Genomic DNA, 26,845 nt, shown 5'->3' with positions numbered 1-26,845 from the left:
CCGGGCAGCCCCGCGGGAGGAAAACGGGCGGGAGCGGCCAATAAGGTATTCCGTGGCCCGAAGTAATGCCCTGCCTTCGTTCGTCACCATATGCGAAGGAGCGCCCGGCGCGGTCCTGGCGCGCCATGTCCTGAGGCTCGCCTGGCCCTCGGTGGCCGAGCAGCTCTTCTTCGGCTTCGCCCAGATGCTCATCCTCACCATCGTGGGAGGCCTGGGGCCCGAGGCCATTGCCGCCGTGGGCGTCTCCAACCAGCTGCAGTGGTTCTTGGTGTCCGGGTTTTTCGCCCTGGGGGCGGGCGCCACCACGGTGGTGGCCCGCTCTATGGGGGCGGGGGATGCCGATACCGCCCGCGACGCCGCCCGCCAGGCGGCCTCCGCCACCGTCGCCCTGGCCGTCCTGGTGGGACTGGCCGGGTTCATGCTGGCCCGTCCCGCCCTGCGCCTCATGGGGCTGGACGCCCCCACCACCGCCCTGGCCGCGCCGTATCTCAGGCTCCTTTTCGCGGGTATTCCCCCGAGCTCCCTGGCCATGTGCCTGGGGGCCAGCCTCCGGGGTGCGGGAGACACCCGCACTCCCATGATGGTCAACGCCGTGGGCACCTCCCTCAACGTCCTCACGGCGTATCTTCTGGTGGGGGGAAGGATGGGCGCGCCCGCCCTGGGCCTCACCGGCGCCGGGATATCGTTCATCCTGAGCGGTCTGTGGGGATCCGCCGTCTTCCTGATCGCCACCGCCACCGGTCGCTGCGGCCTGCACCTGTCCTCGTGGTCCCGCTACCGCCCCGACTTCGGCCTGCTGCGGCGCATCCTCAACGTGGGCATCCCCAGCGCCGCCGAGCAACTGGCCATGTCCTTAGGAATCCTCATGTTCGTGCGGGTGGTCACCTCCCTGGGGATGACCACCTACGCCGCCCACCAGATCGCCGTCAACCTGACCAACCTGACCTTCCCCATCAGCATGGGATTCGCCATCTCCGCCACCGCCCTGGTGGGGCAGTCCCTGGGAGCGCGCAGGCTGCGGCTGGCGGAACGCTACGCCTACGCGGCCCGCGTGCTGGCCTTCGGTCTGGTCACGGCCCTCTCCCTGGTGTTCGCGCTATTCTCCCTCTCCCTCGCCCGAATGTACACCACCGATGGCCAGGTGACGGTCCTGGCCAGCTCGGCCCTGCGCATAGCCGCCATCTCCCAGCCCGGACTGGCCCTGTACATGGTGCTGGCCGGGGCCCTGCGGGGAGCAGGCGACACCCGCTGGCCTCTATACATGACCCTGGTGGGGATCTGGGTGGTACGTCTGTCCCTGGGTTACCTGGGCGTGATGGTGCTGCCGCTGGGCCTTTACGGAGTCTGGGGCGCCATCGCCTGCGACCAGTGGGCTCGCGCCGTACTGGTCACCTCCCGCTTCCGCAGCCGCCGCTGGCAGACCATCCGCATCTGAACACCGCCGCCGGCCACGCCCCATATCGCCACCCTGGGCCGCCACCGTGCCCGCTGCGGCGGTGGCGCACCGAAGGCGGCTGTCAGTCTTCGGCGGGACGGGGGCGCAGGAGCGGAAAGAGGATAACGTCGCGCAGGGATGGCGAATCGGTAAGCAGCATCACCAGGCGGTCGACGCCCACCCCCAGCCCCCCCGTGGGCGGCATGCCGTACTCCAGGGCGAGCAGGAAGTCCTCGTCGTAGGGGTGGGCCTCCTCATCGCCCCGCGCCCGCATGGCCGCCTGTTGCGCAAAGCGTTCCCTCTGGTCGATGGGATCGTTCAGTTCCGAAAAGGCGTTTGCTATCTCCCGTCCGGCCACGAAAGCCTCAAAGCGGTAGACGAGAGAGGGATCATCGGGCCGCCGCCTGGCCAGAGGGGACATCTCCACCGGGTAATCCAGCAGGAATGCCGGTTGTACCAGGTGGGGTTCCACCTGCTCCTCGAGGATCTTCTCGATCACTCCCGCCTTGGTGGGAGGCCTGTCCATGCGCAGCCCCCGGGCGGCAGCCACCCGGGCAGCATCACGGTCGTCCCGGATGTCCCCCGGGCTCAGGCCGGCGAAGCGACCCATGGCGTCCCACAGCTTCAGGCGGGTCCAGGGCGGCTCCAGCTCGATGCGCTGGCCCTGGTAGGTGATGACCGTGGTGCCCAGGACTTCGGCGGCTACGCGGGAGACCATCTGCTCCGTGAGCTCCATCATGTCCTCGTAGTCGGCATATGCCTGGTAGAGCTCCAGCATGGTGAACTCGGGATTGTGACGGGTGGATATGCCCTCATTCCGGAACACCCGCCCGATCTCGTAAGCCTTCTCCAGACCGCCCACGATGAGTCGCTTCAGGTGAAGCTCCAGGGCGATGCGCAGGTAGAGGTCCAGGTGCAGGGCGTGGTGGTGGGTCACGAAGGGCCGGGCGGTGGCTCCGCCCGCCACCGGGCTCATCACGGGGGTTTCCACCTCGTAGAACCCGCGGGCGTCCAGGAAGCTGCGGATGGCCCGCACCACCCGGGTCCGGGTGAGGAAAACGTCGCGCACCCGGGGGTTGACGGTGAGGTCCAGGTACCGGTAGCGGTACCGGAGCTCCACGTCGCGCAAGCCGTGCCACTTCTCGGGCAAAGGCCGCAGGGACTTGGCCAGGAGCTGCCATCCTTCCGCCTGCACCGACGTCTCGCCCCGGCGGGTGCGCATCACCCTGCCCCACACCCCGATGATGTCGCCGGTATCCAGCAGGGTGAAGTCGTCATACTGCCCGTCCGGAAGCACGTCGGCGCGGGCATATACCTGAATGCGGCCGGTGAGGTCCTGCAGGTCGGCGAAGCTGGCCCTGCCATGGACCCTGAGGCCCATCACCCGGCCCGCCACCCGTACTTCGGTCCCCTCCAGGGCCGTGAACCCCTCTTGAATCTGCCGGGCGAAGTGGGTCCTTTCAAACCTGCCCCCGAACGGGTCGACCCCCTTCGCCCTCCATTCTTCCAGCCGGGCCCGGCGGGCCTCCAGCACATCGGTCAACCGGCCCTCCGCGAGGCCCGCCCCGGCATCTTCCCTTCCCGCGATGCCTTCTCCGGAACCCAAGCTCCTTTCTTACCTCCCCAACGCCACAATCTCGTATCGGAAGCGGCCCAGGGGCGCCACCACCTCCACCTGCGAGCCCACCTTCTGCCCCAGCACCGCGCGTCCGACCGGGGATTGGTCGGAAATGCGACCGGCAGCCGGGTCGGCCTCCGCCGAGGAAACGATGGTGTAGGTGAACTCCTCCCCCGTCTCCAGGTCCCGCAGGGTGACCTGCGCCCCCAGGCTCACCCGCTCGGGATCGATGGCCTCCCGGTTGAGGACGCGGGCATACCGCAGCACGTTCTCTAGTTCGGCGATGCGCGCCTCCACGAAAGCCTGCTCATTCTTGGCGTCCTCGTACTCGGAGTTCTCGTCCAGGTCACCAAACTGCCGGGCCTGCTTGATCCGCTCTGCCACTTCCCGCCGGCGAACCGACTTCAGGTACTCCAGCTCCTTCTCCAGCTTCTGGAGGCCCTCCGGCGAAAGAACGATTTCTTTCTGGGCCACCTCATCTTCTCCTCCCCGGGAGTCTTGCTCCTCGATAAATCGGACTCCACCGGCAATATATGAAGGCCCCGGGCCGGCGGCCCGGTGCTCAGTCAATGGCATTCCCGATTATATGCGCAGCCTCCATGCCTGTCAACCACACCACCCGCCCCGCGCCGCGCGACCTCCCCGGCTGGCCGCCCTGGGCCACAAGGGCCCCCGCCAGCGACCACCCCCGCTCCCGGGCCGCCCGCCACACCCGGTCGAGCGGGTGCGCCCGCATCCAGGGTGCGCCGCCCAGCGCCGCCTCCAGGCCTCCTGCGGGCAGGAATCCTTCCCGCCAGCCCCACTCCTTCCACCACCAGGCGGGTATGCCCTTCATCCCGGGGCCCGAGAGGAGGGCATCCTCCACCACCATCTCCGTACCCGAACACGGCACCCAGCACGCCCCCAGCCACACCGGTGCGCGCACCTCCCGCTCGAGGATACGGGACTCGCCCGCCCATACCACCAGATCCCCTTCCCAGGGGGGCCCGGGGCCATCGACCGGATCCCACCGCACTGCCACCCCCAGGTCGGCCAGCAGCCGATCCCCATCCCGCATATGCCGCCATCCCGGCGCATCCCCCACGCAGATGTGTCTCAGCCTGGCCCCCAGCCAGCTCAGGGCGAGCCGCCCCGCTGCGGTATCGGCCCCCACCACCAGGGCCCGCGCGGGCGTTCCCCGGACCGAGGCCAGCAGCAAGGCGGCCCGCAGGCACGCGGCCATCCACAGGTGCAGGCCCCGGCAGGGAAGGCCGAATCGGGGAGCCAGGCTCACCTCCCCTGCTCCCGTGCCGGCCAGCCGCGCCACTGTCCGGCTCACCCGGCGAGGGGAGGAATCCCGGGGGAGGAGGGCCGCCCACCCCTCCCGCCCGTCCGCCCGGGTTACCCGCACCACCCGGCGTCGCCAGGGAAGGTCCATGCCGCCCACCGCCCTGGCCGCCGTGGCGAGCATGCCCCCGCAGGGACCACCGCCCGCTGCGGAAGCAAATACGCAGGCGAAGCCCACGGCCATTCTCCTCCTGCCGGGAACACCCGGCCCCCACCGGTACCTCTGTTGCCCCGCCGGGCAAGGAGGTCCGGCGCACCCGGGCACGAGATATCTTATGACCGCATGCAGCCATCAATTCTGCGCGAGAAAGCCCCGGGCAGGTACTGCTTCAGCCGCGTCACGGGGATTTGACGGAGCGGATGACGGCACGCAGCTTCTCGCGGTCCACCCGGGCTCCCCGGGTCATGGGGGATGCGCCCAGGGGAACCAGGACGGCTTCTTTATCCACGAGGCCCTTCATCAGACTCACGCGGCGGTCGGAGCCCAGCAGGATGACCACGTCGTGCTCCCGTACGGCGTAGATGATAGACATGATCTCGTTGAACAGTTCCACCCCGCTCTTGTTCTCGAGGAACTCCCAGCGCTCCTGGTCGGTGAGCAGCAGGGTGTAGTCCACCCCCTCCTCGCGAGCCACCTCCTCCAGTTCGGCCCGGTTGTCCACCGGGAAACCGACGATGGCAATGGTCCGGCCCTTGCGCACCTCACCCAGGGTCTCCAGGCGGGAAACGAAGGTGCGGTCCACCCCCACTCGGTCCGCCACCTCCTGCTGGGACAGCCCCCGGGCCCGCATCTCCAGGATGCGGTCGATGGCCTCCGCCAGCTTCTGGCGGCTAAGCACCTTCTCACCGATGCGCACCAGGTCCACGGGGCCACCTCCTCCGGACGCCCGCCCCGGCGCGCCTGGCCGGCCGTGTGGCGCCGGACGCCCGCACCGGGCCGCGCGGGGTACACGGAGCTATGACCAGGGCGAGGCGGGAAATCGCGCCAGCACTCGCTTGAGGGTGCTCAGGTCCATGGGAGTGTTATCGTGGAACATACCGTGCTTCAGGGCACGGGGGACGCGGAACGGGGTCCGGTCGGTCAGCTCCAGATCCTCCACCAGGCGCGACATGGTCACGTTCCGGGCCGCCTGCAGGGACCGGGGCAAGGACTCCCCCTCGACCAGCCTCTCCACCAGCTCCCGGGCCAGGTAGAAATGGGCCAGGTCGGAGAGAGGATTGCCACAGGCTCCCGTCTGCGTCACCCCGAACACTTCCGGCAGGCGCAGGCGAAAGCCGAGGTCCAGGGACTGCTCAAGTTCCCTGCCCTCTTCGGCAAACGCCTCCCGGAGCAGGCGGGGCGTGCAGAAAGCGTACCGGGACAGGGCCCGGATCATGCCGTGTTCCACGGTGTGGGCCTGATCGGGAGGGATGATCCCTCCCACGTTGCCGGCCACCTCCACCGGCCCGCCGGAGGCGTACTCCACCCCCTCCAGGGTGACCACCACGTCGTCCGGCCCCTGGAAGCGGGTATGCCCGCCCAGGGGCTGCCACCCGGCCCCGTCCAGCACGGGATACCCCTCTGCCCGGAGGGCAGCCACGTCCAGGGCTTCCACCCGGGAGGCCATCAAGGTCTGCCCCCGCCGCCAGAACGCCCCCGCCCGGAAGCGCCCTCGCCCGCTCACGCGCGCAAACAGGGCCACCACCTTCCGGTAGGGCCCGCGGGGATCGCCCACGTAGACCGGTTGCATCCAGGCCTCCCGGACGGAGACCATCACCCCCACCGGGTACAGCCTGCCCCTGGCGATGCCGTACGGGCACAGCAGGATGTCGGCCCCCGGTTCCGCCTCCTGCAGCACCCGGGCCGCATAGGGGTTCACGAATATGCCGGTCACCAATCCGCCGTCGGGACGGGGGAGCACCCCGTTGGCCACCGGGATGACGATGCTATCCACTCTGCTCTCCCTCGCTGGAGCGTACCCCGGCCTGTTCCAGCACCTGTTCCGCCACAAAGATGGGAGCCTCCGCGCGCAGGGCCAGGGCCAGGGCGTCGCTGGGGCGGGAATCCACCTCAAAGGTGTGCCCGTCTGCTTCGATTTCGATCAAGGCATAGAACGTCTCGTTGCGCAGCTCGTTGATCGCCACCCGTTTCACCCGCGCTCCCACTGCCTCCAGCATGCTCTTCAAGAGATCGTGGGTGATGGGCCGGGGCGGCTGCACTCCTTCCAGGGCCAGAGCGATGGAGCCCGCCTCCAGGTGCCCGATCCATATGGGCAGGGAACGGTCGCCGTCCAGCTCCTTCAGGAATACGACCACCTGGTCGGAAACCATGTCCATGCCCAGGCGCTCCACCCTGACCGGCTTCATGCCCATCCCCCCCGATTCGTGCGCTCCCAGCATACACGATGACCCGGAGGCGGAGCAAGTGGAGCTGGCAGCACCCGCCCGCGCATGGCCGGCGGACGCAGTGCCGCGCGCGGGTGGGCAGGCATGGGCGCGCCCGCTAGAGGGGATGGGAAACCACGATCCCCAGAGGCTGGCGACCGTCCAGATAGGCCGAGAACCTGCCGCGGTAGACCTTCACTGCCGGGTGACCGGTTTCTCCGGCGGCAGAGCGGGAGAACCAGTCCCGGTGGTAAAGGTTGGTGGCCAGGTGGGTGAAGACGGGAAGGTAGAGAATGCGATCGTTCTCCAGGTCGGCGAAGAAATGGGTGCCATAAGACAGCTCCGGGATGAAGGTCTCCTCGCGCGAACCCAACTCCACCAGCAGCCCGGCGTGGGCCACCTCCCTGTACTGGACCGGGACCCCCTGGGCCGGGTGGGTGGTCCCCCACCTGCCCGGCCCCACCAGGATGTAGCGGTCTCCCGCCAGTCCTTCGTTCACCCTCCCCACTTCCCTGGCAACCCGCGCCTTGTCAGCCGTCTGCCGGTACAGCTCGGGGTCCACGTACACCAGGTGGTTTACGGCTTCCAGCCGCCCGTTCGTCATCATGCGGTCGCCCCGCAGGATCACCTCACCGGGCAGCCGGTCCGGGATGGGCACGGGCCGGAACTCCTCGTAGCTGGAGAGCGGGCGGGCCTGGACCAGGTAGAACTCCCCCGAGCCCGGGTCCCAGGTGAACTCGATGTCCGCGGGGGTGTCCATGGCCTCGGGCTCCTCCAGGAGGGCAAACAGGTCCCGGACGGTGTCCACCACCGGGCGGAAATGCCGGCCCAGGTCCGGGAAGCTGAAAACGTACCTGGTACCGGCCGGCCCCGCAGGGAGCAATGCGGGCGGGGGAACCAGCTCGTTGCGGTCGGGCAGGTACAGGCGGGCATACCACCCGAAACGGGGATGGCAGGCCATCACGTCCGGCCGCTGATTGATGTTCCACGACTGCAGCTGCCCGGAGGGCAGGTGCAGCGCGTCCAAGATCTCCTGGGAGTACCGTGCCACGTCGCGGGGATCGTTGCCCTCGGGCCGGAGGTCGGGATTGGTGAGGGAAGCCAGGCGGGCGTACCCCCGCCCCGTGCACCGGGTCCCCAGGCCGAACACCAGGCGCAGGACCCCATCCTGGGGCCGCACCCGCTCGCTCCAGCACCGGTAGTTGCGTGAAAACCCCACCCCCGAGATCTCGGGGTAGAACAGGTCCCGGTGCTCCCTGCCCACCAGCTTCTGCAGCATGACGGCCATGCTGTCGTCCCCCAGGCCCCGGCGCTGGCGGTAGGCCACCGCATCGGGCCCGTACACCGAAGCGTACACCTCTTTGATGGCCCCCTCCAGCTGGGCCAGGCGGACCTCCAGGGGTCCCCGGTTGGGGATGAAAACCGTGTGGTACTTGCCGGCGAAGGAGTAGCGCAGGCTGTCCTCCAGAAATGCCGAAGAACGCACGGCCAGCGGGTATTCCACCCCGGCCAGCCATGCCCCCAGGCGCTCCCGTACCGCCCGCGGCAGGGAGGCCCGGGCGAACTCGGCCACGATCTCCCCGTACTCCTCCATGGTGCGGGCACCCGGGCTGAACCGGTACAGATCGTTCCCGTCTAGAAACTGCTCGAATACCCCGGTGGGCAGCACCCAGGTGGGCGGTATCAGCACCCGCGTGCCCAGCAGACCCCGCCCGGCCAGCACGTGCTCAGCCAGGAACAGGCCTTTCGCCTTTCCCCCCATGAACCCCGGCCCCAGCATCCGGGACCGGAAGGCGGGTATCTCCAGGGGATTGAAAGCGGTGTAGCCCCTCCCGCCGCTCAAGCCTCACAGCCCTCGCGACGCCGGGCGATCTCGGCCTTCACGGCGGCCAGCCGCTCCCCGTGCAGGGGGTACAGCACTATGCACACGAAAGCGAGAACCAGGGCCACCAGGGGAACGCCGGCCATGAGAAAACGCAGGCCCCAGAGCGCGGAGGCTGTCTGGGTCGCCAGGCGGGGATCGTACCCCGTGAACGTGAGGACGGCACCCATCACCAGGCCCTGAAAAGAGATTCCCAGGCGGATGACCAGGGCATGGACGCCGAAGTACATGCCTTCCCGCCGGGCGCCCGAGCGCAGCTCATCTTCGTCGATGACGTCGGAGATGAGCACGTCCAGGAGCAGCATGAGCGCGGGCAGGCCCACGCCCAGCAAGGCGGCGAATACCACGCCCCCTACGAACTCGCTCACGAACCAGGCCGGCAGGAGCGTGATCCCGAAGATGACGATGCCGACCATCATAGTCTTGCGCGGTCCCAGCCGCACGGTGATCCGGCCCCAGGGGTGCAGCAGGATGAACACCATCAGGAAACAGGCCAGCAGCATTATGGTGTGCTGGCCTTCGTTCAGCCCCAGCACGTACTTGGTATAGAAGCGCAGGGTGGCCAGGAGCACCACGAAGGCGAACTGCACGGTGAGGCTGGTGAGCACATAGGTCAGGAAGGACCGGTTGGCCAGGGTAAAGCGCAGGGCCGGGCCCAGCAAGAGGGGTTCTCCGCGCAGGGAGGGGTCCTCCCGGCTGCCCAGCAGGGAGACGCCCAGGGCCGCACCGGTGACCACGCCCAGAGCGATACCCATGCCCGCCCAGCCCATGGTGCTGTACAGCATGGGGGCCAGGGCCACCCCCAGGATGAGACCCAGGTTACCGAAGATCTGCCGCCAGGCCGACACCACCGCCCGCTCCTTGAGGCTGGGGAACATCTCGGGAAAGAGGGACGTCCAGTTCAGCACCACCAGGGTGAAGAAGAAGTCGTACAGGAAGATGACCACCATAAAGTAGGCGAACAGCCCGCCGGGCGCCAGGGCGGGCGGCGTCCATACCAGGATAAAGAACACCACCAGGGGCAGGAGACCTCCGGCGATCCAGGGAATGCGCCGCCCCCAGCGGGTGGAGGTGCGATCAGACAGGTACCCCAGGAGAGGGTCGTTGACCGCGTTCCAGATCCCGTAGATCGTCATGCCGATGGTGGCAACCCAGAGCGCCGGCAGCTTGAGGACGTCGACATAGAAGAACACCGCATACGTGGAAAAAGCCTGGCCCGGGACGGATGCTCCCAGGGAACCCAGGCTGTAAGCCAGCATGCGCGCCGTGCTCAGCCGCTTGCGGCCTCCCTCCATGCCCCGCTCCCCCTCTCTTTCCCTTGACCCCCGCGGCAGGTAGCGGCGCAAGCCCGTGGCGAACCCGACCGATCTTAGGGACGCAGGTGGCAGGCTACCATCCTGCCGCTACCCACCTCCCGCAGGGGAGGTTCCGCCTCGCGACACTGGGGCTGGGCGTACCGGCACCTGGTGTGGAACCGGCACCCGGGCGGAGGGTTGATGGGGCTGGGCACGTCGCCTTCCAGCACGATGCGCTCCCGCCGCACCTCGGGATTGGGAACGGGGATGGCGGACAGCAGGGCTTCGGTGTAAGGGTGGTACGGCTCGGCGAACAGCTCGTCGGCTGATGCCACTTCCACCAGCTTGCCCAGGTACATGACGCCCACCCGGTCGGACACATGTTTGATCACATGCAACCCGTGGGCGATGAAGATATACGTCAGGCCGAACTGATCCTGCAACTCGTCCAGCAGGTTCAGGATCTGCGACTGGATGGACACGTCCAGAGCGGAAACGGGCTCGTCACAGATTATCAACTTGGGGTTCAGGGCCAGGGCGCGGGCGATGCCGATGCGTTGCCGCTGCCCGCCCGAGAACTCGTGCGGGTAGCGGCGGCCGTCGGAAGACTGCAGCCCCACCACCTGCAACAGCTCCCTGACCCGCTCCTGCTTCTTCGCGCCCCGGGCCACGCCGTGGATCTCCAGGGGCTCACCGATGATCTCCCCCACCGTCATACGCGGGTTGAGGGAAGCATAGGGGTCCTGGAATATGATCTGCATCTCCCGGCGCAGCCGGCGCATCTGGGCGGGCGAGAGGGCGTAGACATCCTGTCCATCGAAGTACACCTTGCCCGAGGTGGCCGGCGTCAGCCGCAGGATGGTCCGCCCGGCCGTGGTCTTGCCGCAACCCGACTCGCCCACCAGGCCGAAGGTCTCTCCCCGCTTCACGCGGAAGGACACGCCGTCCACGGCGTAGTTGTAACCTACCACCCGGGAGAACACGCCCCCGTAGATCGGGAAGTACTTCTTGAGATCCACCACTTCCAGCAGGAAGTCTCCCTGGGGCGAAGCGGCCGGACCCACTTCTTCCTTGAGCACCACGCTCACCTATGCCACCTCCCGGGCCGGCCGCCGCTGGGCCGGAGTGAAATGACAGGCTATGCGGCGGGAACCCTGCGCGACCAGGGGCGGTTCCTGGACGCGGCAGACGTCCTGCGCGTAGGGGCAGCGAGGATGGAACCGGCACCCGGGCGGGAACTCCAGCGGGTTGGGGACCACCCCCTCGATGACGTTCAACCTGCCCCGGGCCCGGTCGATACGGGGAATGCAGGTCAGCAGCCCCTCGGAGTAGGGATGCAGGGGCTCGCGGAAGAGGTCGTACACCGCTGCCTCCTCCACCACCTTCCCCGAGTACATGACCACCACCCGTTCCGCCATCTCGGCGATGACTCCCAGGTCGTGGGTGATGAGCATGATGGCCATCCCCAGCTCCCGCTTGAGGCTCTTCATGAGCTCCAGGATCTGGGCCTGGATAGTGACGTCCAGGGCGGTGGTGGGTTCGTCGGCGATGAGCAGCTTGGGGTTGCAGGAGAGGGCCATGGCGATCATGGCCCGCTGCCGCATGCCCCCCGACAGCTGGTGGGGATACTCCCGGATGCGCCGGTGGGGGTCGGGCACACCCACCAGGTGCAGCATGTGCTCGGCCTTGGCCATGGCCTCCCGGCGCTTGAGACCCTGGTGCAGCTGGACGGCCTCCGCGATCTGGTCACCGATGGTGTACACCGGGTTGAGGGAGGTCATGGGCTCCTGGAATATCATGGCGATGTCGTTGCCGCGGATCTTGCGCATTTCGGGCTCGGACTTCTTGAGCAGGCTTTCACCGTCAAACAGGATCTCCCCGCCCACATACCTGCCGGGAGGGATGGGCACCAGCCTCATGATGGAGAGCGAAGTGACGCTCTTTCCGCAGCCGGATTCCCCCACCACCCCCAGGGTCTCGCCCCGATTGATGTGGAACGTCACCCCGTCCACGGCGGGCAGGACTCCGTCGGAGGTGAAGAAGTAGGTCTTCAGGTCCTTGACCTCGATGAGCTTCTCCAAGTTCAGCCCTCCCCCGATCCTCGTTCTCTTTTCTTTTCGCTCCCCGGCGCAATTCTCCTCCCGCTTTGCGATCGGAAGGAAGTGGAGGGGGACGAAGAAAATATAGATTACGGCGGGGGTGACTGAGCGCATTGGCGGAAGACGACAGAGGTCCCAGACGCCGTCCGGCGCGCGGCGGCATTAACCGGTCGCAGGCGCGCCGGGGGTTGCGTTACGGTACGGCGATGGCCGCCCTGGCGTTCGGGATCTCCCTGGGCATGTCCTTTCCCACTCAGGCTCTTTCCTCCCGGCTGGGCATTGCGCCCGCAGTGGCCGCCATCCTGGCGGTGGTGGCGGTGGGCGTGGTATTCGACATCGTGGGCGTGGCTGCGGCCGCCGCCTCCGAAGCACCCCTGCACGCCCGCGCCGCCAAGAAAAGGCCAGGAGCCCGCCAGGCCCTGTGGCTGGTTCGCCATGCCGATAAGGTAAACAACTTCTGCACGGACGTGATCGGCGACATCTGCGGTACCCTGAGCGGGGCAGCCGCTTCCACCCTGGTGCTCCGGTTGGTGACCATGTACCCTCATGCCGGTGACCTGGTCCCCCAGGTGGTGGTGGTGAGCGGAGTGGCCGCCCTCACCATCGGGGGAAAGGCCGCCTGCAAGGGCCTGGCCATCCGCCGCTCCGGGGAAATCATCACCTGGGCCGGCGAACTGCTGGCGCGCCTGCACCTCCTGCGGCCGGGCAATAACAACCGCCCCCGGTCGGTCCGGGGAGGGACCCGCCGGGGGCAGCCATCTCGTCGCAAGCGGCCTTCCCGCCCCCATCCGCCGGCCCGGCCCACCGGCAGCAACCGGCCCGGGCCCGGCAGCGGCTCCCCATCCGTCACGGACGACGGGCCAGCAACTCGGCCACGTCGTACACGGTGAAGGCTCCTCCTCTCTCTTTGGCACCGTCCTCCAGCATGGTGAGACAGAAGGGACAGGCCGTGGCCACCGTGCGCGCCCGGGCGGCCACGATCTCCTCGCTGCGCATAAGGTTGATGCGCCTGCCCAGGGACTCCTCCAGGAAGGTGCGACCGCCCCCGCCCCCGCAGCAGAAGCTGTGCGCCCGCGCCCGGGAAAGCTCCACCCGGCCCGTCCCCAGGGCGTCGAGGAGGTGGCGGGGCGCGTCGTACATGCCCGCGTATCTTCCCAGGTAGCAGGAATCGTGGTAGACGAGCGGTTCCTCCAGAGGCTCCCGGGCGACGGGGGCGAGCTTCCCCTCCCTCACCAGGTCGGCCAGCAGGGTGGTGTGGTGCACCACCTGGAACTGGCCCCCCAGGGCGGGGTACTCGCGGCCCAGCACGTGGTAGCAGTGGGGGCAGGCGGTGACGATGCGCCGCACCCCGGCGCGGGACATGGCGGCGATGTTGTGCTCGGCCAGCATCTGGAACAGGTATTCATTCCCCAGCCGGCGCGCGGGGTCGCCGCAGCATCGCTCCTGGGTACCCAGGATGCCGAAGGGGACCCCGGCCTGCTGCAGGAGACGGACCAGACTGGTCGCCACCCTGCGGTTGCGGGCGTCAAAGGCCCCCGCGCACCCCACCCAGTAAAGCCAGGCGTCGGCTTGCGCCCCCGCCGGGCCGGCGAAGTCCGGGACGTCCAGCCCCTCGGCCCACCGGCCCCGCTCGGCCCAGCCCACCCCCCAGGGGTTGTAGTTGGTCTCCACGTTGCGCAGGGCAAGCTGAGCCTCGGAAGGGAAATCTCCCTCCACCATCACCAGGTAGCGTCTCATCTCCACCAGCAGAGGGGGGTGGTCGATGTACACCGGGCAGTGCTCCTGGCAGGCACCACAGGTGGTGCAGGACCAGATGACGTCCGCCTCCACCACCTGGCCCGGTATCGTGCGCCCCGCCGCCTGGCCTGAACCACCCGCGCGGCGTTGCCACCACTGAAGGCCGGCCTCCAGCTCGGCGCGCAGGTCTAGCACCACCTGCTTGGGGGTGAGGGGCTTACCGGAAAGGTGGGCGGGACATACCTCCTGGCAGCGCCCGCAGCGGGTACAGGCCTCCAGGGCCAGCCTGCCCCTCGGCCCCACCTCGTCCAGGTTGGCCAGCCCGTAAACCTCGCGGGTCTCGTCGCTGAAGTCCACCAGCGCCAGCGTTCCCCGCGGGCCCAGGTCCCGCAGGAGCTGGTGCGCCGGCCCGGTGACGATGTGGAGCAGCTTGGAGAAGGGCAACCAGGCGACCAGGGCCAGGGCCGTACTCAGGTGGACCCACCAGAGTACCCGGTGCCAGGCCATCAGGGTGGCCGCGCGTACCCCGGCCAGGGGCGCGGCCAGGAGAGCGCCCACCGGGGTCCAGCCCTGCCACGGGTCGGGGGCGGCTGCCAGCCGCAGGGCCTCCAGGGCGAAGCCGTTCACCACCACGAACAGCAGCCCGCCCAGGATGAGGGCGTCTTCCCCCCGGTTGTCCAGCCGGGCGGGCCGGACCAGGTAGCGACGCACCAGGGCCATCACCAGCCCCAGGGCCGCCAGCGCCCCGAAGACGTCCAGGGCCAGGGAGAGCCCCAGGTAGAAGGTGCCCCGGAAGACGGGCAGGTGGAAGTCGGCCTGCAGGAGGACGACGGCGGTTCCGAACAGGAGCACCAGCATGCCCCCCATGATGCAGAGGTGCATGACCGCGGCATAGGGGTCCGTCCAGAAGCGGCGCTCGAACAGGCCGTCCACCACCAGGGACCACAGCCGCCGGCCGGCCTGGTCCCACAGGGGCTGACGCGGACCCCGGCGGATCACCCGGTAACGTCCCCACAGACCCCAGGCCAGCACCACGACGGCGATGACGAAGAACAGGTACAACCAAGGATGCCCGGGTATGTTCCAGTATATGGTGCGTGCGGGCATGACCACCAGCTCCTAGGCCCTGGCCAGCATCTCGCGCAGCTCCCGGGCGAGGGCCGGCACCACCTGGAACAGGTCTCCCACGATACCGTAGTCGGCCACTTTGAAGATGTAAGCGTCCGGGTCCTTGTTGATGGCCACGATGCAGCGTGCCGACGACATCCCCGCCAGGTGCTGGATGGCCCCCGATATGCCGCAGGCGATGTACAGGTTGGGCGATACCGCCTTACCGGTCTGGCCCACCTGATGGTCATAGCTGATCCAACCGGCGTCCACGGCGGCCCGGGAAGCCCCCACCGCCGCTCCCAGCGCGTCGGCCAGCTCCTCGATTACCCGGAAGCCCTCGGGTCCGCCCACCCCCCGGCCCCCGGACACGATGATCTCCGCTTCCTGCAGGCTCACCCGGCCGGCCACCTGGCGTACCGTCTCCTTCACCACCGCGGTGACGGTACCGGCGGGGACTTCCACCTGCACCCGCTCGCAGGCAGGGGAGGTAGCGTTCGCCGGCGCCATCCCCAGGGAGTTAGGCCGGAAAGTGGCCAGCACGGGGTACCCCGGCTTGGACACTGCCCGGGCGTAGAGCTTGCCTCCATACACGGGCCGCGTGAAGACGAAGCGACCGCCCTCCCAGGCCAGCCCGGTACAGTCGCCGTGCAGGGCCGCCCCCAACCGCTCCGCCACCCGGGGAGCCAGGTCGCGGGCCAGGGGGGTGTTGCCGAAGAACACTGCCATGGGCTCGCGGTCCTTCAGGCAGGAGGCCAGTGCCCAGACGTAGCCCTGGCTGGTGTACACGTCCAGACCGGGCCCGTCCACATGGAGAACCAGGTCGGCGCCGAAGGGGGCCAGGCGCGCGGGCGCATCATCGGGAGCGGGACCCACCACCAGCGCCACCAGGGGCTGGCCGGTGGCGTCCGCCACCGCCCGGCAGCGGGAGAGGATTTCTCCGGTCGCCTTGCGGAACTCACCTTCTTTGGTTTCAGCATACACGTATATGCCGGTCATACTCCCCACCCCCTACAGCACCTTTGCTTCTTCGCGCAGGAGGTGGGCCAGGGTGCGGGCCGCCTCCTCGGGCTCGCCCGCCACCAGGCGGCCACCCTTGCGCGCCGGCGCCGGGGCCAGGGAGAGCACCTCGCTGCGGCAGGCGCCGGCGACCGCCTGCGCATCCAGGCCCAGCCCGGCCAGGCCGGGTCGCCCGATCTCCTTGCGCCGCGCCTTCATGATGGCGGGAATGGTGGGATAGCGGGGCTCGTTGAGACCCTTCTGGGCGGTGACCACCGCGGGCAGAGGCACTTCCACCACCTCCACCCCGCCTTCCACTTCCCGGTGGGCCGCCAGCTTCTGGCCCTGGATCTCCAGTCGGGTCACCGCGTTGGCATGGGGAATCCCCAGCCTCTCGGCCAGGCGCAGCCCCACCTGGGCGGAGGCGTCGTCGATGGCCACCCGTCCGCACAGGATGAGGTCGAAACCGACCTGCGTCACCGCCGCCTGCAGCACGACCGCCAGAGCGGCGGCATCGGTGCCCGCCAACATATCATCCCAGATGTGGACGGCCCCGTCGGCACCCATGGCCAGCCCGGTGCGCAGCGCTTCCTCGGCCCGGGGCGGTCCCACGCACACCATGGTGACCGTGGCCTGCCCCCCCAGCCTCTCCCTGATGCGCAGCCCCTCTTCCAGGGCGAACTCGTCGTAAGGATTGATGATGAAGGTTATCCCGGTTTCGTCTATGGACCTGCCGTCTTTGCCCACTGCAACCTTCGCCTCGGTGTCCGGCACCTGCCTGGCACATACCACGATGCGCAAGTATCATCCCTCCATGAAGGCGAGACTCGGGCGGCGTATTCTCTTCTGGCAAAGGGCAGGTCCCACCTCCCGAGCTTACTAGATTCACCACCGGCCCCTGCCATTCCTACTGGCACGCCGGCATGACCGCAGGCCCGGTCAGCGCGCCCACAGCCAGAGCAACAGGTAGATGAACAGCGCCACCCCGCAGAACAACAGGAAGGGTACCGCCAGGATCTGGTACATGGCAATGGTGAAGGCCACTATATCCCGCCAGTCCGGCCGCAGCGGGGGCAGTCCTCCGCCCGCCCTTTCGCCCCGTTCCTCGCTCTCCTCCCGCCCGGGCTCTTCCCCGAGTTGACGATGACCCTCCGCGCGCTCGTCCAGGCCAGGCCAGTCGAGGGACCGGCGTCCCAGGAACATCCGCGCCAGCATGTCCTTCAGGCTCCGCAACTCTATGCCCCTTCCCCGACCACGCGGCAGAGCAATGCCGCGTCCACGTTCCCCCCGCTCAAAACCGCCACCGCCACCCGTCCCTCCAGGTCTAGCTTTCCCGCCCACAGGGCGGCGGCTGCCACCGCTCCCGAGGGCTCCACCACCAGGTGGCACTCCCGGGCGAGGTACCTCATGGTGGCCAGGATCTCCTCCTCGCTAACCAGCAGCACTCCCTTGAGGTAGCGGCGGGCAAGGGCGAAGGGGATGCTCCCCGGGCGGCGCGACCGCAGTCCGTCCGCCACCGTGCTCACCGCCTCCAGGGTCACCGGCTCACCCGCCTGCAGCGACCGGTACATGCACGCCGAGCCCTCCGGCTCCACCCCCCACACCTCCACACCGCTGCTGAAGTGGTGCGCCGCCAGCGCCACTCCACTCGCCAGCCCGCCACCCCCCACGGGGGCCAGGATCACCCGGCACGAAGGAAGGCGCCCGAGGATCTCCATGGCCACCGTGCCCTGGCCGGCCACCACATCGGGGTCGTCGTGGGAGGGCACGAAGGCCAGGCCCTCCTCGCGGGCGAGTCGCTCGGCCAGCTCGGCCCGCGCCGTGGAGCTGGTGCCGTGGAGCACCACCCGCGCACCCAGGCGGCCACATGCTTCCACCTTGACCGGGGGCGCATCCTCCGGCATCACCACCACCACCTGCCAGCCCAACTCGCGCGCGGCCCGGGACACCGCCCGGCCGTGGTTGCCCGACGAGGCGGTCACGACTCCGCCCCGCCAGCCCCCCTCCTCGAGGGCCAGCATGCGGTTGGTGGCCCCGCGCAGCTTGAAGGAACCCTCGGCCTGCAGGTTCTCGGCCTTCAGCCACACCGCGCCCCCGGCCCGCTCCCCCAACTCGGGAGCGGGGACGAGAGGAGTTTCCCTCACCCTCCCCGCCAGTCTCTGCCACGCCCTGAGCAATGCCTCCCGGTCCACCTCTGCCCCAGCGCCTGTCCCGGCAGCGCACGCCCCGTCCCTTGCCGCCACGACTGCTTCCCTCCTCCGATTTCACACATCGGCTGGTCCTTCGCGCAAATATGGCAGGTATCCTGGGGAACCATGGCGAAACCCATTATCAATTGGAGTTCCTCTAGCAATTCCCCAGGGGAGGCTCCGGGTCCTGCCCGTGAAAAGGGAGCCGGCTGGCAATCGCCAGATACTGTACGTTCCCGAGCCCGTCTGGGAGGCCGTCCTGGACCACTGCCGGCGGGAGATGCCGCGCGAAGCGTGCGGTTTGCTGTCGGGCCTGGGGAACACGGTGGCGTGTGCCCTCCCCCTGCCCAACGTTGCGCCCGATCCCCAGCACAGCTACCTGGCCGAACCGGAGTGCCTCTACCGGGCTCTCGCGGAGGTGGAAAGGCGGGGCGAGGAAATGTTAGGCATCTACCACTCCCATCCCACCGGCTCGCCCGCCCTGTCCGCCCGCGACCGGGAGCAGGCTTTGTGGCCCGGGGTGGTCCACGTGGTCGTCTCTTTCGCCGGGCGGCGGCCACAGGCCCGCGCCTGGCGCCTCCCGGGGTGCGGCCCCCCGGTCGATACCGCGGTGGGGGCCGTGCCCTTACGCATCATACATCTTGACAAACTATAGTAATGTGATAAGATGCACATGGGAGGGAATCCGATGGCGGCTCAACCGACCGGCACCCGGGGCAGCATCCTGGAGTTCCTCAAGCGCTCCGGCGGCATGACCGCTGCCGACCTGGGAAGGGAGCTGGGCGTATCCCCCATGGCGGCACGGCAGCACCTGGCCGTGCTGGAGGCCGAGGGCCTGGTGGAAGCCAACCTGCGCCGCAGCGGGGTGGGACGCCCGAGCAGCGTCTACCGCCTCACGGAAAAGGGCCAGGAGACTTTCCCCCGCCTCTACGATGCTTTCCTGATCCTGGTCCTGAAGGCCATCCGGGAACAGTACGACGAGGAAGGCCTCCAGGCCATCTGGGACTGGCGGACGGAGTACACCGATCACCTGCACGGTCCCCAGCTCCGGCAGCTGCCCCCGCGCGCGCGGGTGAGGGCGCTGGCAGACTTGCTGGAGCAGACCGGGCACATGGTGGAATTCTCCCAAGCCGGGGACGAAGCGGTGATCGTCGAACACAACTGCCCCATCGCCCGCGTGTCCCGGGAATTCCCCGAGATCTGCCACAACGAACTCACACTCCTGGAACGTCTCATCGACCTCCCCCTGGTCCGGGACGCCTGCATGGCGGAAGGGGCCGACGTGTGCCGCTATCGCATCAAACTGCCTCCCTCCTGAGGAGGTCACGATCGTGTTCCGTGATCAGCGCTGGCGCCCGGTGTGGTTGCTCCTGCGCCTGTGGCTGGGGTATCAGTGGCTGGAGGCCGGGCTACACAAGGTAGCGGACCCCAAGTGGATGGTCACGGGCGAAGCCATCCGCGGCTACTGGATGAGGGCAGCCGGCCTGCTGCCCGGTGCCAAGCCTGCGATCAAGTACGGCTGGTACGAGACGTTCATCCGCTGGCTGGCCGAGAGCGGGCAACAGGTCTGGTTCGCCAAGCTGGTGGCCCTGGGGGAACTCCTGGTGGGCGTTGGGCTCATCGTGGGGGGCCTGACGCTGGTGGCCGCCTTCTTCGGTGCCCTCATGAACCTGAACTACATGCTGGCCGGAACCGCCAGCACCAACCCGGTGATGTACACGGCCGCCATCCTGATCATCATCGCCGGGCCGGCAGCCTACTACTGGGGGGTCGACCGCTTCCTGTTGCCGTATCTCAAGACGGCCCTGGCCCGGGTGCTCGCGCGCACGCGGGGGGTCCCTGCCGAGCGCACCACCTGATTGATGCCATCCCGTATCGGGCGGTCAACCCCGAACCTATTCCCTGACTGCGGGCCCCGGATTCCCCAGCGCCGGGGCCTGCTGTGTTATACTGGACCGGGCCTTTCACTATGGCGGCGGTGATGCCGGTGCGCATACTCCTCACCACCATGGCTCTGGAGCTGGGCGGGGCGGAAACCCACGTGGTTTCCCTGGCCGCAGCCCTCAGGGAACGCGGACACCAGGTGGTGGTGGCATCGGCCGGGGGCAGCCTGGTGGACCGGCTCGGGCAAGCCGGCGTGCCCCACGAGCTGGTTCCCCTTCGCTCACGGCATCCCCTCCACCTCCTCAGGGGAGCGCGGGGCCTGCGGCGCCTCATGGATCGTTTCCCTCCCGACGTGGTGCACGCCCACGCCCGCATCCCCGCCTTCCTGTGCGACCTGGTCCGGGGCCCGGTGCCCCTGGTCACCACCTATCACGGCATCTACGCAGCCGGTTTCCCCTGGTCCCTCGTCACCCGGGCCGGTGACCTGACCATCGCGGTAAGCGAGGACGTGCGCCGGTATATCTGCCAGCGGTTTCGGGTGGACCCCGGGCGCGTGCTGGTAATCCCTAACGGCATAGACGTATCCGCCTTTCGACCCGACCTGGACCCCTCCCCCGTGCGTCTCCGGGCCGGCCTTTCTCCCGGCGACATCGCCATCCTGCACGCCGGCCGCCTGGAACGAGACGTGGTGGCAGGAACCCTCACCGTCCTCAGGGCTGCCCCTGCGTTCCTCGCCGACCCCCGCCTATCCCTCCTGGTCCTGGGCGACGGTCCCGAGCGGGAGCGCGTTCTCGCCGAGATGGACCGGGTGAACCGGGAGGTGGGCCGGCCGGCAGTGAGGTGGATGGGGCGCCAGGAGGAGATGCCCCGCTGGTACAGCCTGGCCGCCCTGGTACTGGGCAGTGGCCGGGTGGCCCTGGAAGCCATGGCCTGCGCCCGCCCGGTGATCATCGTGGGCGGCCAGGGAAGCGAAAGGGCGCGCGGCCTGGCGGAGGTAGCAGGGCTGGCCGAGCCAGCGGCCTGCGAAGACCTGGTGGCCACCAACTTCTGCGCCCGCGGGTACGGACACCTCGACCCCCTGACCACCGTAGTGCGGGGGGTAAGGTCGGTACTTGAGAATGCCGAACTGGCAGCGCGCCTGGGTCGGGAAGGACGCGCCCTGGTGGAATCCAGGTATTCCCTGGCGGCGGTGTCCACCCGCGTCGAAGAGACATACCTTCGGGCGGTGCGGACCCGGAGGACGTAAGCGGGGGCCGACAGCACCATACTCACCCGGGGATACGCCGGTGGGAGCCTGGACCGGGGATTGTGCAGGTGGGAACTTGGACCGGGTAGTGATAGCGGGGTACTATGGATACGACAATGCCGGCGACGAGGCCATTGCCGAGGCCGTGGTGTACGCCTTCCGTACCCTGGCGCCCGACGTCCACCTCACCGTCCTCTCGGGTCAGCCGGCCCGCACCCGCGCCCGCCTCGGTGTCGATACCGTTGACCGGTTCTCTCCTCCCGCCCTGCTGGGGGCCCTGGCCCGCTGCCACCTGCTGGTCTTCGGCGGGGGCAGCCTGCTGCAGGACGTCACCAGCTTCCGCTCCCTGCTATACTACCAGGCCGTATTCGCCCTGGCCCTGGCCCTGGGCAAACCGGTGGTGGTCTACGCCAACGGCCTGGGACCCATCCGTTCCCGCCTGGGTCGCACGGTGACGGCGGCCCTGCTCCGCCGCGCCCGCCTGGTCAGCCTGCGGGATCGGCACTCCTGGCAGGAAGCCCTCCGCCTCGGTGCGCGCGCCCCCCTGCTCACCGCCGACCCCGCTTTCCTCCTGTCTCCCACACCTGAGGGTGACCTGTCCCGGACGTTGAAGGCCGAGGGGTGGGACAGCCTGCCCCGTCCCCGGGTGGGGGTTGCCCCCCGCTCGTGGCCGGCCTCACCGGGCTTCGTCACCGAGATGGGCGCATCCCTCGACCGCCTGGCCGCAGAGGGTGCCTCGGTGGTATTCATCCCCATGCAGCACCCCCAGGACACTGCCGCCATAGAGGAGATCCGCGCCGCCATGGAGGAGCCCGCGCGGGTCCTGGCCGCGCGCTATGGGCCCCGCGAGCTGCTGGGGCTGATGGGTCACCTCGACCTGGTGATCGGCATGCGCCTGCACGCGCTCGTCTTTGCCGCCGCAGCGGGGGTACCGGTGGTGGGAATCAGCTACGATCCCAAGGTGGATAGCTTCCTGGCCGAGCTGGGATGCCCGCAGGCGGGCACTCCTTCAGACCTGCACGGGGACAGATTGGTGGAGACCTCCCGGCGGGTGCTCGCCGACGGGGACCTCCACCGGCACGTGCAGGAGAAGACCGTAAGCTTCCGCAACCTGGCGTGGGAAAACGCGCGCGCCACCGTGGCCCTTCTGCCGCACCACTCGGGTTGAGGTGACCATCCCGCGCGCGGCCGGAGCCGCGGCGCGGTGCCCCCATGACAGGCGCGAAGCGGCCCGGCCGAAGCCGCTCAGAGGGCGGGGCCGCCCGCGCTCATGGGCACCCGCTTGAACCTCTCTTTGACCACTCCCACGGGGAGGTTCTCCGGCCCCCTCTGGAACACAGCCTGCAACTGGTCAAGCGAAATCCCCAGGGCCGCCTCGGCCTGTCCCAGCAGGTAGAACTGGCTCCGGTGACACATCAGCGCCTTGACCTTTATCCCCACGTAATCGCTGACGTCTTCCATGTAGTCGGGATCGGGCGAGTGAAAGAGGAGGGCTTCCGGTATCTCGTGGGCCACCAGCCCCTGGTCCAGATGCTCGCGGTGAAACAGGGGCATCGCCGCCGCCAGGGCGGCATACATGGCCATCTCCCCTGTGGCCCGGTGGTCGGGGTGAAGGAGGTAGCTCTTCCAGGAGGGATCATGGGTCACCAGCAGGTCCGGGCGGTGGCGGCGGAAGATGGCGACCAGCTTCTCGCGCAGGGCCAGGTCGGGAACCAGGTCGCCGTCGGGATGACCCAGGAACACACACTCCGCCACGCCCAGCACCTCGGCCGCCCGCTGCTGCTCCTCCCGCCGGGTGGCAGCCAGAGCGGCAGGGTCCTGCTCCGGGTCAAGAGTACCCTTGCTGCCATCGGTCACGGTCACATACAGGACCCGATCACCCTGACGGCACCACCTGGCCACGCTGCCGCCGCAGTAAAAGTCGGCGTCGTCCTGGTGGGCCTGCACCACCACTATCGTACGTCCCGGCACCTTCCCATCCCCCATCTTTCCCGCATGCCCTCCCCCCATCAACCGGGGGAAGCCCTATCACGGCTTCGCGAGCGGAAAAAGAATTCCTGCTCGGGCAGGAATTTCGTTTGCGTCGCCCTCAAGGTTATGTTAACCTCACCCTGGCCTCTGCTTTGGAAGGAAAGAGGACTATGCTGCGCAGGAAAGGCGTGGTAAGCATCTGTCCCGCCCGGCCGGGTCCCCGTTCCCGGGGGCGCCGGCCTTTTGCTCCCGCACAGGTCCTACCAAGAGGTAAGAGGCTCTCCCGTGACGAATGCTCGCCCGAGGAGTGTGCGAACGTGGCAGTATCTCAGCCCCAACCGGCTTCCCTACCCGCGCGGCAGGTGGTGGCCGCCCTGCTGGCCCGGCGGGGGGTGAGTATCCCCGCCCTGGCCCAGGTGGTCCTGGATCTGCAGAGGCCGTATGCGCCCGACCTCACCCTGGACGAGTGCGAGGATTCCCTGTGGCACGTGCTGGACAAACGGGAGGTCCAGAACGCGGTGCTCACCGGCCTGGCCCTGGACATGCTGGCGGAAAAGGACTTGCTTCCCGAGCCCCTGGGGAGCATGGTCCGGAGGGACGACCCTCTCTACGGGATAGACGAGATCCTACCCCTTTCCATCGTCAACGTGTACGGCAGCATCGGCCTCACCAACTTCGGTTACCTGGACAAGGTGAAGCCCGGGCCCATTGGCGGGGCCGACCGCCGGGTGGGCCAGGTGAACACGTTCCTGGATGATCTCATCTCCGCCCTGGTGGCAGCAGCAGCCGCCCGCATCGCCCACCGGCGGGGACCGTCCCCTTGATCGCGCTCCTCCGGACGGCCGGCTTCCCCTTGCGGAAATCCTCCGCACCCCGGCCGGATGATCAGTCGGCCGCACCCACCCGCCGCTCAGGTAGCGGCACCCACCCGGCGCCGGGCGGTGAGTTCCACGAGATAGCCGGTGAGCCCACCGTAGATCATGTAGCCCACCAGGGATATGGCGACCACGGCCGGGCCCAGGCGCCAGAAGGCACTCATCACCCCGAACGCCGAGAGCACCAGGCCGGCGATCAGCCACCACACCGCTCCGTACAGTATTCCCACCGAGGTGGCAGCCCGGGCCGGGAATATGACCCCGAACAGCAGGCCCAGGACCACCCCGATGGCCACGGCCAGGCCCACTCCTACCCAGAACCTGGCCATCGTGCCCGCGTGGGGGATGATCCAGCCTCCCAGGGACGCGGGATAGTTGAGAGCAATGGCCCCCAGGTAAAACGCCGCCGAGAACACGATCAGCATGACGACGGTCCCCAGCAACCCCCCGAGGACCCCTGCTCCAATTCTGCTTCCCACTCCATCACCCCCGTGGGGAGTATCTCTGTGCTGAGGATGCTCCCAGCGGGGGCAGTTTATGCCTTTCCACCGGACCCGCCCGGTGGGACTGCGCGACTGCCTGGACAGACGCCCACCGGAGCGAAGGGCTGGTTAGCGGGAAGAGCGGGCAGGGCGGAAGTAGCGGATGTCCTGCCAGTTCCCCTTTCGTTCGCCGGCGAACACCGGCTCCACCAGGAGGCCGATACAGATCTCGTCGCGGGGCACCTCGCGCAGCAGGTGGATGATGCCCCCGCAGGTACCGGGGAAGGAGATGAACGCCACCACCTGCGGCTCGGTCAGGGGGGCATCCTCCAGGTCCCGGTGCAGCACGGTGAAGCTCTGCACCACCCCGGGCGGCTTCACCTCCACCCACTCTTCCGTCCGGCGGAAGCACTCGGCGCAGTACATCCGGGGGGGGAGGTAGCGGCGCCCGCACTCCGGGCAGCTTGCGGCCAGCAGCTTCTGGTCGATTAGGCCGCGGAAGAACTTCTCCCCCGCGATACCGTACGTATACTGGTGCCACACCCCCTGGTCGCCGTAGAGGGGCGGCGCGTCCTGCCTGCGGGACGGCTTCTCCAGGCCGGCCATCACTCCTCACCTCCCGGCCGCGGCGCGAAGTACAGGATATCGGTGATGGCCCCCTGCCGCTCGGCCGGCGGCTTCCACACCGCCTGCACGGGCATGCCCACCTTGACCCGGCCCAGGATCTCCTCCAGGGTATCACCCACCCCGCCCAGGAGGTGCATGATGCCCATCCCCGGGCTGGCCCCGTCCAGCTCGACCACCGCCGGCACGCGCGGCACGGCGGAGCGGCTGGCATCCCAGTTCACGTACGACACCGAGAAGGTGTTCACCCGCCCGGTGTCGCCCACCTCCACCCAGCGCACGGTGGGGCGGAAGCACCACTCGCAGAACATGCGGGGCGGCACCATTACTCGGTCGCAGCCGGGGCACCAGCGCCCGTAAATTTTCCCTTCCTTGAGACCGCGGAAGAACTTGCTGAGGGCCGCGCCGGTGTCCCAGGCGTACTGGGCCTTGACGTGCCACTCGGTGGTGAGCACCCTTCCATCCCCGATGTCGCGGTCTTTGAGGGGGACTCCGGGATAGTCGTGTATATGCACGCTCATCTTCACACCCCCAGTACCACCACGGTGCCCACCTGCATGAGGTCACCCCAGGCCTGAGCCAGCCCGGTGCGCACGGGCCGGGAGACCTGTCGTGCCCCCGCCTCGCCCCGCAGCTGCCAGAATATCTCCGCCACCTTCATCAAGCCGGCGGCGGCGATGGGGTTGCCCACCCCCAGCAGGCCGCCCGAGGGACACACCGGCAGCTCGCCGTTGCGCTGCGTGACGCCTTTGTCGAGCAGGCGGGGTGCCTCGCCCTTGTCACAGAGGAGCAACCCCTCCATGTGGTGCAGCTCCTTGTATGCGAAGGGGTCGTAGGCCTCCACCACGTCGATCTCCCGCCTGGGATCCGTGATCCCGGCCATGTCGTAGGCCATGCGGGCGGCGTACTCCACGTACTTGGGATAGTAAAGGTCGCGGTTCGTCCAGTAGGAAGAATCCAGGTGCCACCCCACTCCCTTGACCCACACCGGCTTGTCGGTGATACGCTTGGCCACCCGCTCGGAGACCATGACCATGGCAGCGGCCGCATCGGTCACCGGCGACACCATGAGCCGGGTCACCGGCCACACCATCACCTCGGAGCCCACGATCTCTTCCACCGTGTAATCACCGGGAATGCCGTCCTGGGCGCAGGGGTGGTCCAGGCCGTTCTTCTTGTTCTTGGCCGAGACCAGGGCGATGGTCTCCTGGGGGATCTTGTGCACCTGCATGTAGCGGTTCATCTCCAGGGCGAATATCCAGAGGAGGTTCACCCCCAGGGGCCGCTCCAGGAACTGGTCGTAGATGCCGTTGAAGGCAGCCTGCGGGTGGGGCAGGCAGGAGGACATCTTCTCCTCGGCCACCACCAGCACGGTGTCGAAGTGGCCGGAGGCCACATGGTACCACCCGTGGATGGCGGCGAACACGCCTGACCCGCCCCCCACGAAGGAGCGCATGTAGGGCTTGCGGAACCCGCCCGCCCCGTCGGCCAGGTACTCTCCCTTCATGTGCACCCCGTCGAAGACGTCGGGCGCGGTGGCCATGACCACGGCCTCCACGTCCCGCGGGCGCAGGCCGGCCGCGTCCAGGGCCATGCGGGCAGCCTCAAAGCACAGCTCCTTACCCGTCTCCTGGGCCCGGCGCATGAAGCGGGTGAGGCCGGCGCCCACGACTGCTACCCTGTTCTGATATCCCATTGCGCCTCACCCCCTC

The 26,845-nt window shown here is 68.5% G+C and carries 28 protein-coding genes; 8 read left to right on the top strand and 20 right to left on the bottom strand.

Translation table 11 applies throughout. The features are described 5' to 3' along the window. Nucleotides 1-52: 52 nt before the first annotated feature. Nucleotides 53-1,435, top strand: coding sequence for an MATE family efflux transporter (locus QME70_00385; GenBank protein ID MDI6893062.1), 1,383 nt, complete (start codon nt 53-55; stop codon nt 1,433-1,435). Nucleotides 1,436-1,517: 82 nt separating this feature from the next. Here QME70_00385 and lysS read toward each other — a convergent pair whose 3' ends face one another. The 10 genes from lysS to QME70_00335 all read right to left on the bottom strand — a co-directional run bounded on the left by lysS (nt 1,518) and on the right by QME70_00335 (nt 12,007). Further along, nucleotides 1,518-3,023 (bottom strand): lysine--tRNA ligase, encoded by a 1,506-nt coding sequence (lysS, locus tag QME70_00380; protein MDI6893061.1) that lies wholly within the window; start codon nt 3,021-3,023, stop codon nt 1,518-1,520. 27 nt (nt 3,024-3,050) lie between these two features. Beyond that, complete coding sequence (gene greA, locus QME70_00375) at nt 3,051-3,527, bottom strand: transcription elongation factor GreA (protein ID MDI6893060.1); 477 nt, start codon at nt 3,525-3,527, stop codon at nt 3,051-3,053. Between the two features lie 88 nt (nt 3,528-3,615). Then, complete coding sequence (locus QME70_00370) at nt 3,616-4,557, bottom strand: hypothetical protein (GenBank protein ID MDI6893059.1); 942 nt, start codon at nt 4,555-4,557, stop codon at nt 3,616-3,618. Nucleotides 4,558-4,717: 160 nt separating this feature from the next. Continuing rightward, entirely contained in the window at nt 4,718-5,245 is a 528-nt protein-coding gene (locus QME70_00365) for a helix-turn-helix transcriptional regulator (GenBank protein ID MDI6893058.1), read from the bottom strand. Between the two features lie 90 nt (nt 5,246-5,335). Further along, the gene (locus tag QME70_00360) at nt 5,336-6,313 is read right to left on the bottom strand and encodes a hypothetical protein (protein MDI6893057.1); all 978 of its coding nucleotides are present in this window, start codon (nt 6,311-6,313) and stop codon (nt 5,336-5,338) included. Then, entirely contained in the window at nt 6,306-6,725 is a 420-nt protein-coding gene (locus QME70_00355; protein ID MDI6893056.1) for a bifunctional nuclease family protein, read from the bottom strand. The genes QME70_00360 and QME70_00355 overlap by 8 nt, the downstream gene beginning before the upstream one ends. A 136-nt stretch (nt 6,726-6,861) precedes the next feature. Continuing rightward, nucleotides 6,862-8,586: a PEP/pyruvate-binding domain-containing protein gene (locus QME70_00350; GenBank protein ID MDI6893055.1), complete on the bottom strand. Its 1,725-nt coding sequence runs from the start codon at nt 8,584-8,586 to the stop codon at nt 6,862-6,864. After that, nucleotides 8,583-9,920 carry an MFS transporter gene (locus QME70_00345; protein MDI6893054.1) on the bottom strand — a complete coding sequence of 446 codons (1,338 nt, stop codon included), beginning with the start codon at nt 9,918-9,920 and terminating at the stop codon, nt 8,583-8,585. Before QME70_00345 ends, QME70_00350 begins: the two co-directional genes overlap by 4 nt. Before the next feature lie 74 nt (nt 9,921-9,994). Next, entirely contained in the window at nt 9,995-11,008 is a 1,014-nt protein-coding gene (locus QME70_00340; GenBank protein MDI6893053.1) for a dipeptide ABC transporter ATP-binding protein, read from the bottom strand. Next, a complete protein-coding gene (locus QME70_00335) occupies nt 11,009-12,007 on the bottom strand; it encodes an ABC transporter ATP-binding protein (protein ID MDI6893052.1) in 999 nt (332 codons plus the stop codon). It abuts the gene before it with no gap. Nucleotides 12,008-12,132: 125 nt separating this feature from the next. On the opposite strand from QME70_00335, the gene QME70_00330 reads away from it, so the two are divergent. Beyond that, entirely contained in the window at nt 12,133-12,909 is a 777-nt protein-coding gene (locus tag QME70_00330; GenBank protein MDI6893051.1) for a hypothetical protein, read from the top strand. Here QME70_00330 and QME70_00325 read toward each other — a convergent pair. The 5 genes from QME70_00325 to QME70_00305 all read right to left on the bottom strand — a co-directional run bounded on the left by QME70_00325 (nt 12,866) and on the right by QME70_00305 (nt 18,105). Then, nucleotides 12,866-14,863: a heterodisulfide reductase-related iron-sulfur binding cluster gene (locus tag QME70_00325; protein MDI6893050.1), complete on the bottom strand. Its 1,998-nt coding sequence runs from the start codon at nt 14,861-14,863 to the stop codon at nt 12,866-12,868. The genes QME70_00330 and QME70_00325 overlap by 44 nt on opposite strands. Nucleotides 14,864-14,875: 12 nt before the next feature. Then, entirely contained in the window at nt 14,876-15,862 is a 987-nt protein-coding gene (locus QME70_00320; GenBank protein MDI6893049.1) for an electron transfer flavoprotein subunit alpha/FixB family protein, read from the bottom strand. Nucleotides 15,863-15,874: 12 nt separating this feature from the next. Then, entirely contained in the window at nt 15,875-16,663 is a 789-nt protein-coding gene (locus QME70_00315; protein ID MDI6893048.1) for an electron transfer flavoprotein subunit beta/FixA family protein, read from the bottom strand. 138 nt (nt 16,664-16,801) lie between these two features. After that, nucleotides 16,802-17,095: a hypothetical protein gene (locus QME70_00310; GenBank protein MDI6893047.1), complete on the bottom strand. Its 294-nt coding sequence runs from the start codon at nt 17,093-17,095 to the stop codon at nt 16,802-16,804. Nucleotides 17,096-17,097: 2 nt separating this feature from the next. Further along, on the bottom strand, nt 17,098-18,105 hold the full coding sequence (locus tag QME70_00305; GenBank protein ID MDI6893046.1) for a threonine/serine dehydratase: 1,008 nt from the start codon (nt 18,103-18,105) through the stop codon (nt 17,098-17,100). 139 nt (nt 18,106-18,244) lie between these two features. Here QME70_00305 and QME70_00300 point away from each other — a divergent pair, with 139 nt between their 5' ends. The 5 genes from QME70_00300 (at nt 18,245) to csaB (ending at nt 22,349) form a co-directional block, all read left to right on the top strand. Then, the gene (locus tag QME70_00300; GenBank protein MDI6893045.1) at nt 18,245-18,706 is read left to right on the top strand and encodes a M67 family metallopeptidase; all 462 of its coding nucleotides are present in this window, start codon (nt 18,245-18,247) and stop codon (nt 18,704-18,706) included. 33 nt (nt 18,707-18,739) lie between these two features. After that, nucleotides 18,740-19,369 carry a transcriptional regulator gene (locus tag QME70_00295; GenBank protein ID MDI6893044.1) on the top strand — a complete coding sequence of 210 codons (630 nt, stop codon included), beginning with the start codon at nt 18,740-18,742 and terminating at the stop codon, nt 19,367-19,369. A gap of 13 nt (nt 19,370-19,382) precedes the next feature. Continuing rightward, nucleotides 19,383-19,910: a DoxX family membrane protein gene (locus tag QME70_00290; protein MDI6893043.1), complete on the top strand. Its 528-nt coding sequence runs from the start codon at nt 19,383-19,385 to the stop codon at nt 19,908-19,910. 128 nt (nt 19,911-20,038) lie between these two features. Beyond that, nucleotides 20,039-21,181 (top strand): glycosyltransferase, encoded by a 1,143-nt coding sequence (locus tag QME70_00285; GenBank protein MDI6893042.1) that lies wholly within the window; start codon nt 20,039-20,041, stop codon nt 21,179-21,181. A gap of 76 nt (nt 21,182-21,257) precedes the next feature. Then, nucleotides 21,258-22,349, top strand: coding sequence for a polysaccharide pyruvyl transferase CsaB (gene csaB, locus QME70_00280; protein ID MDI6893041.1), 1,092 nt, complete (start codon nt 21,258-21,260; stop codon nt 22,347-22,349). A gap of 77 nt (nt 22,350-22,426) precedes the next feature. Here the strand turns inward: csaB and QME70_00275 are convergent, their stop codons facing one another. Further along, nucleotides 22,427-23,152 carry a PIG-L deacetylase family protein gene (locus tag QME70_00275; GenBank protein MDI6893040.1) on the bottom strand — a complete coding sequence of 242 codons (726 nt, stop codon included), beginning with the start codon at nt 23,150-23,152 and terminating at the stop codon, nt 22,427-22,429. A gap of 317 nt (nt 23,153-23,469) precedes the next feature. Between QME70_00275 and QME70_00270 the strand changes: the two genes are divergently transcribed. Continuing rightward, nucleotides 23,470-23,976, top strand: coding sequence for a phosphatidylglycerophosphatase A (locus QME70_00270; protein MDI6893039.1), 507 nt, complete (start codon nt 23,470-23,472; stop codon nt 23,974-23,976). 86 nt (nt 23,977-24,062) lie between these two features. On the opposite strand, the gene QME70_00265 is transcribed toward QME70_00270, so the two are convergent. The 4 genes from QME70_00265 to QME70_00250 all read right to left on the bottom strand — a co-directional run bounded on the left by QME70_00265 (nt 24,063) and on the right by QME70_00250 (nt 26,829). Beyond that, nucleotides 24,063-24,506, bottom strand: a complete 444-nt coding sequence (locus tag QME70_00265; GenBank protein ID MDI6893038.1) for a hypothetical protein — start codon at nt 24,504-24,506, stop codon at nt 24,063-24,065. Nucleotides 24,507-24,638: 132 nt separating this feature from the next. After that, a complete protein-coding gene (locus QME70_00260) occupies nt 24,639-25,115 on the bottom strand; it encodes a Zn-ribbon domain-containing OB-fold protein (protein MDI6893037.1) in 477 nt (158 codons plus the stop codon). Further along, nucleotides 25,115-25,654, bottom strand: coding sequence for a Zn-ribbon domain-containing OB-fold protein (locus QME70_00255; protein MDI6893036.1), 540 nt, complete (start codon nt 25,652-25,654; stop codon nt 25,115-25,117). The genes QME70_00260 and QME70_00255 overlap by 1 nt, the downstream gene beginning before the upstream one ends. 2 nt (nt 25,655-25,656) lie before the next feature. Continuing rightward, nucleotides 25,657-26,829 (bottom strand): thiolase domain-containing protein, encoded by a 1,173-nt coding sequence (locus QME70_00250; GenBank protein MDI6893035.1) that lies wholly within the window; start codon nt 26,827-26,829, stop codon nt 25,657-25,659. Between the last annotated feature and the right edge of the window lie 16 nt (nt 26,830-26,845).

This window comes from Bacillota bacterium, from assembly GCA_030019365.1.
GTDB lineage: Bacteria > Bacillota > Sulfobacillia > JACIYH01 > JACIYH01 > JACIYH01.
Note: the sequence above shows the minus strand (reverse complement) of the source record. Positions and strands in the feature narration are given on the sequence as shown.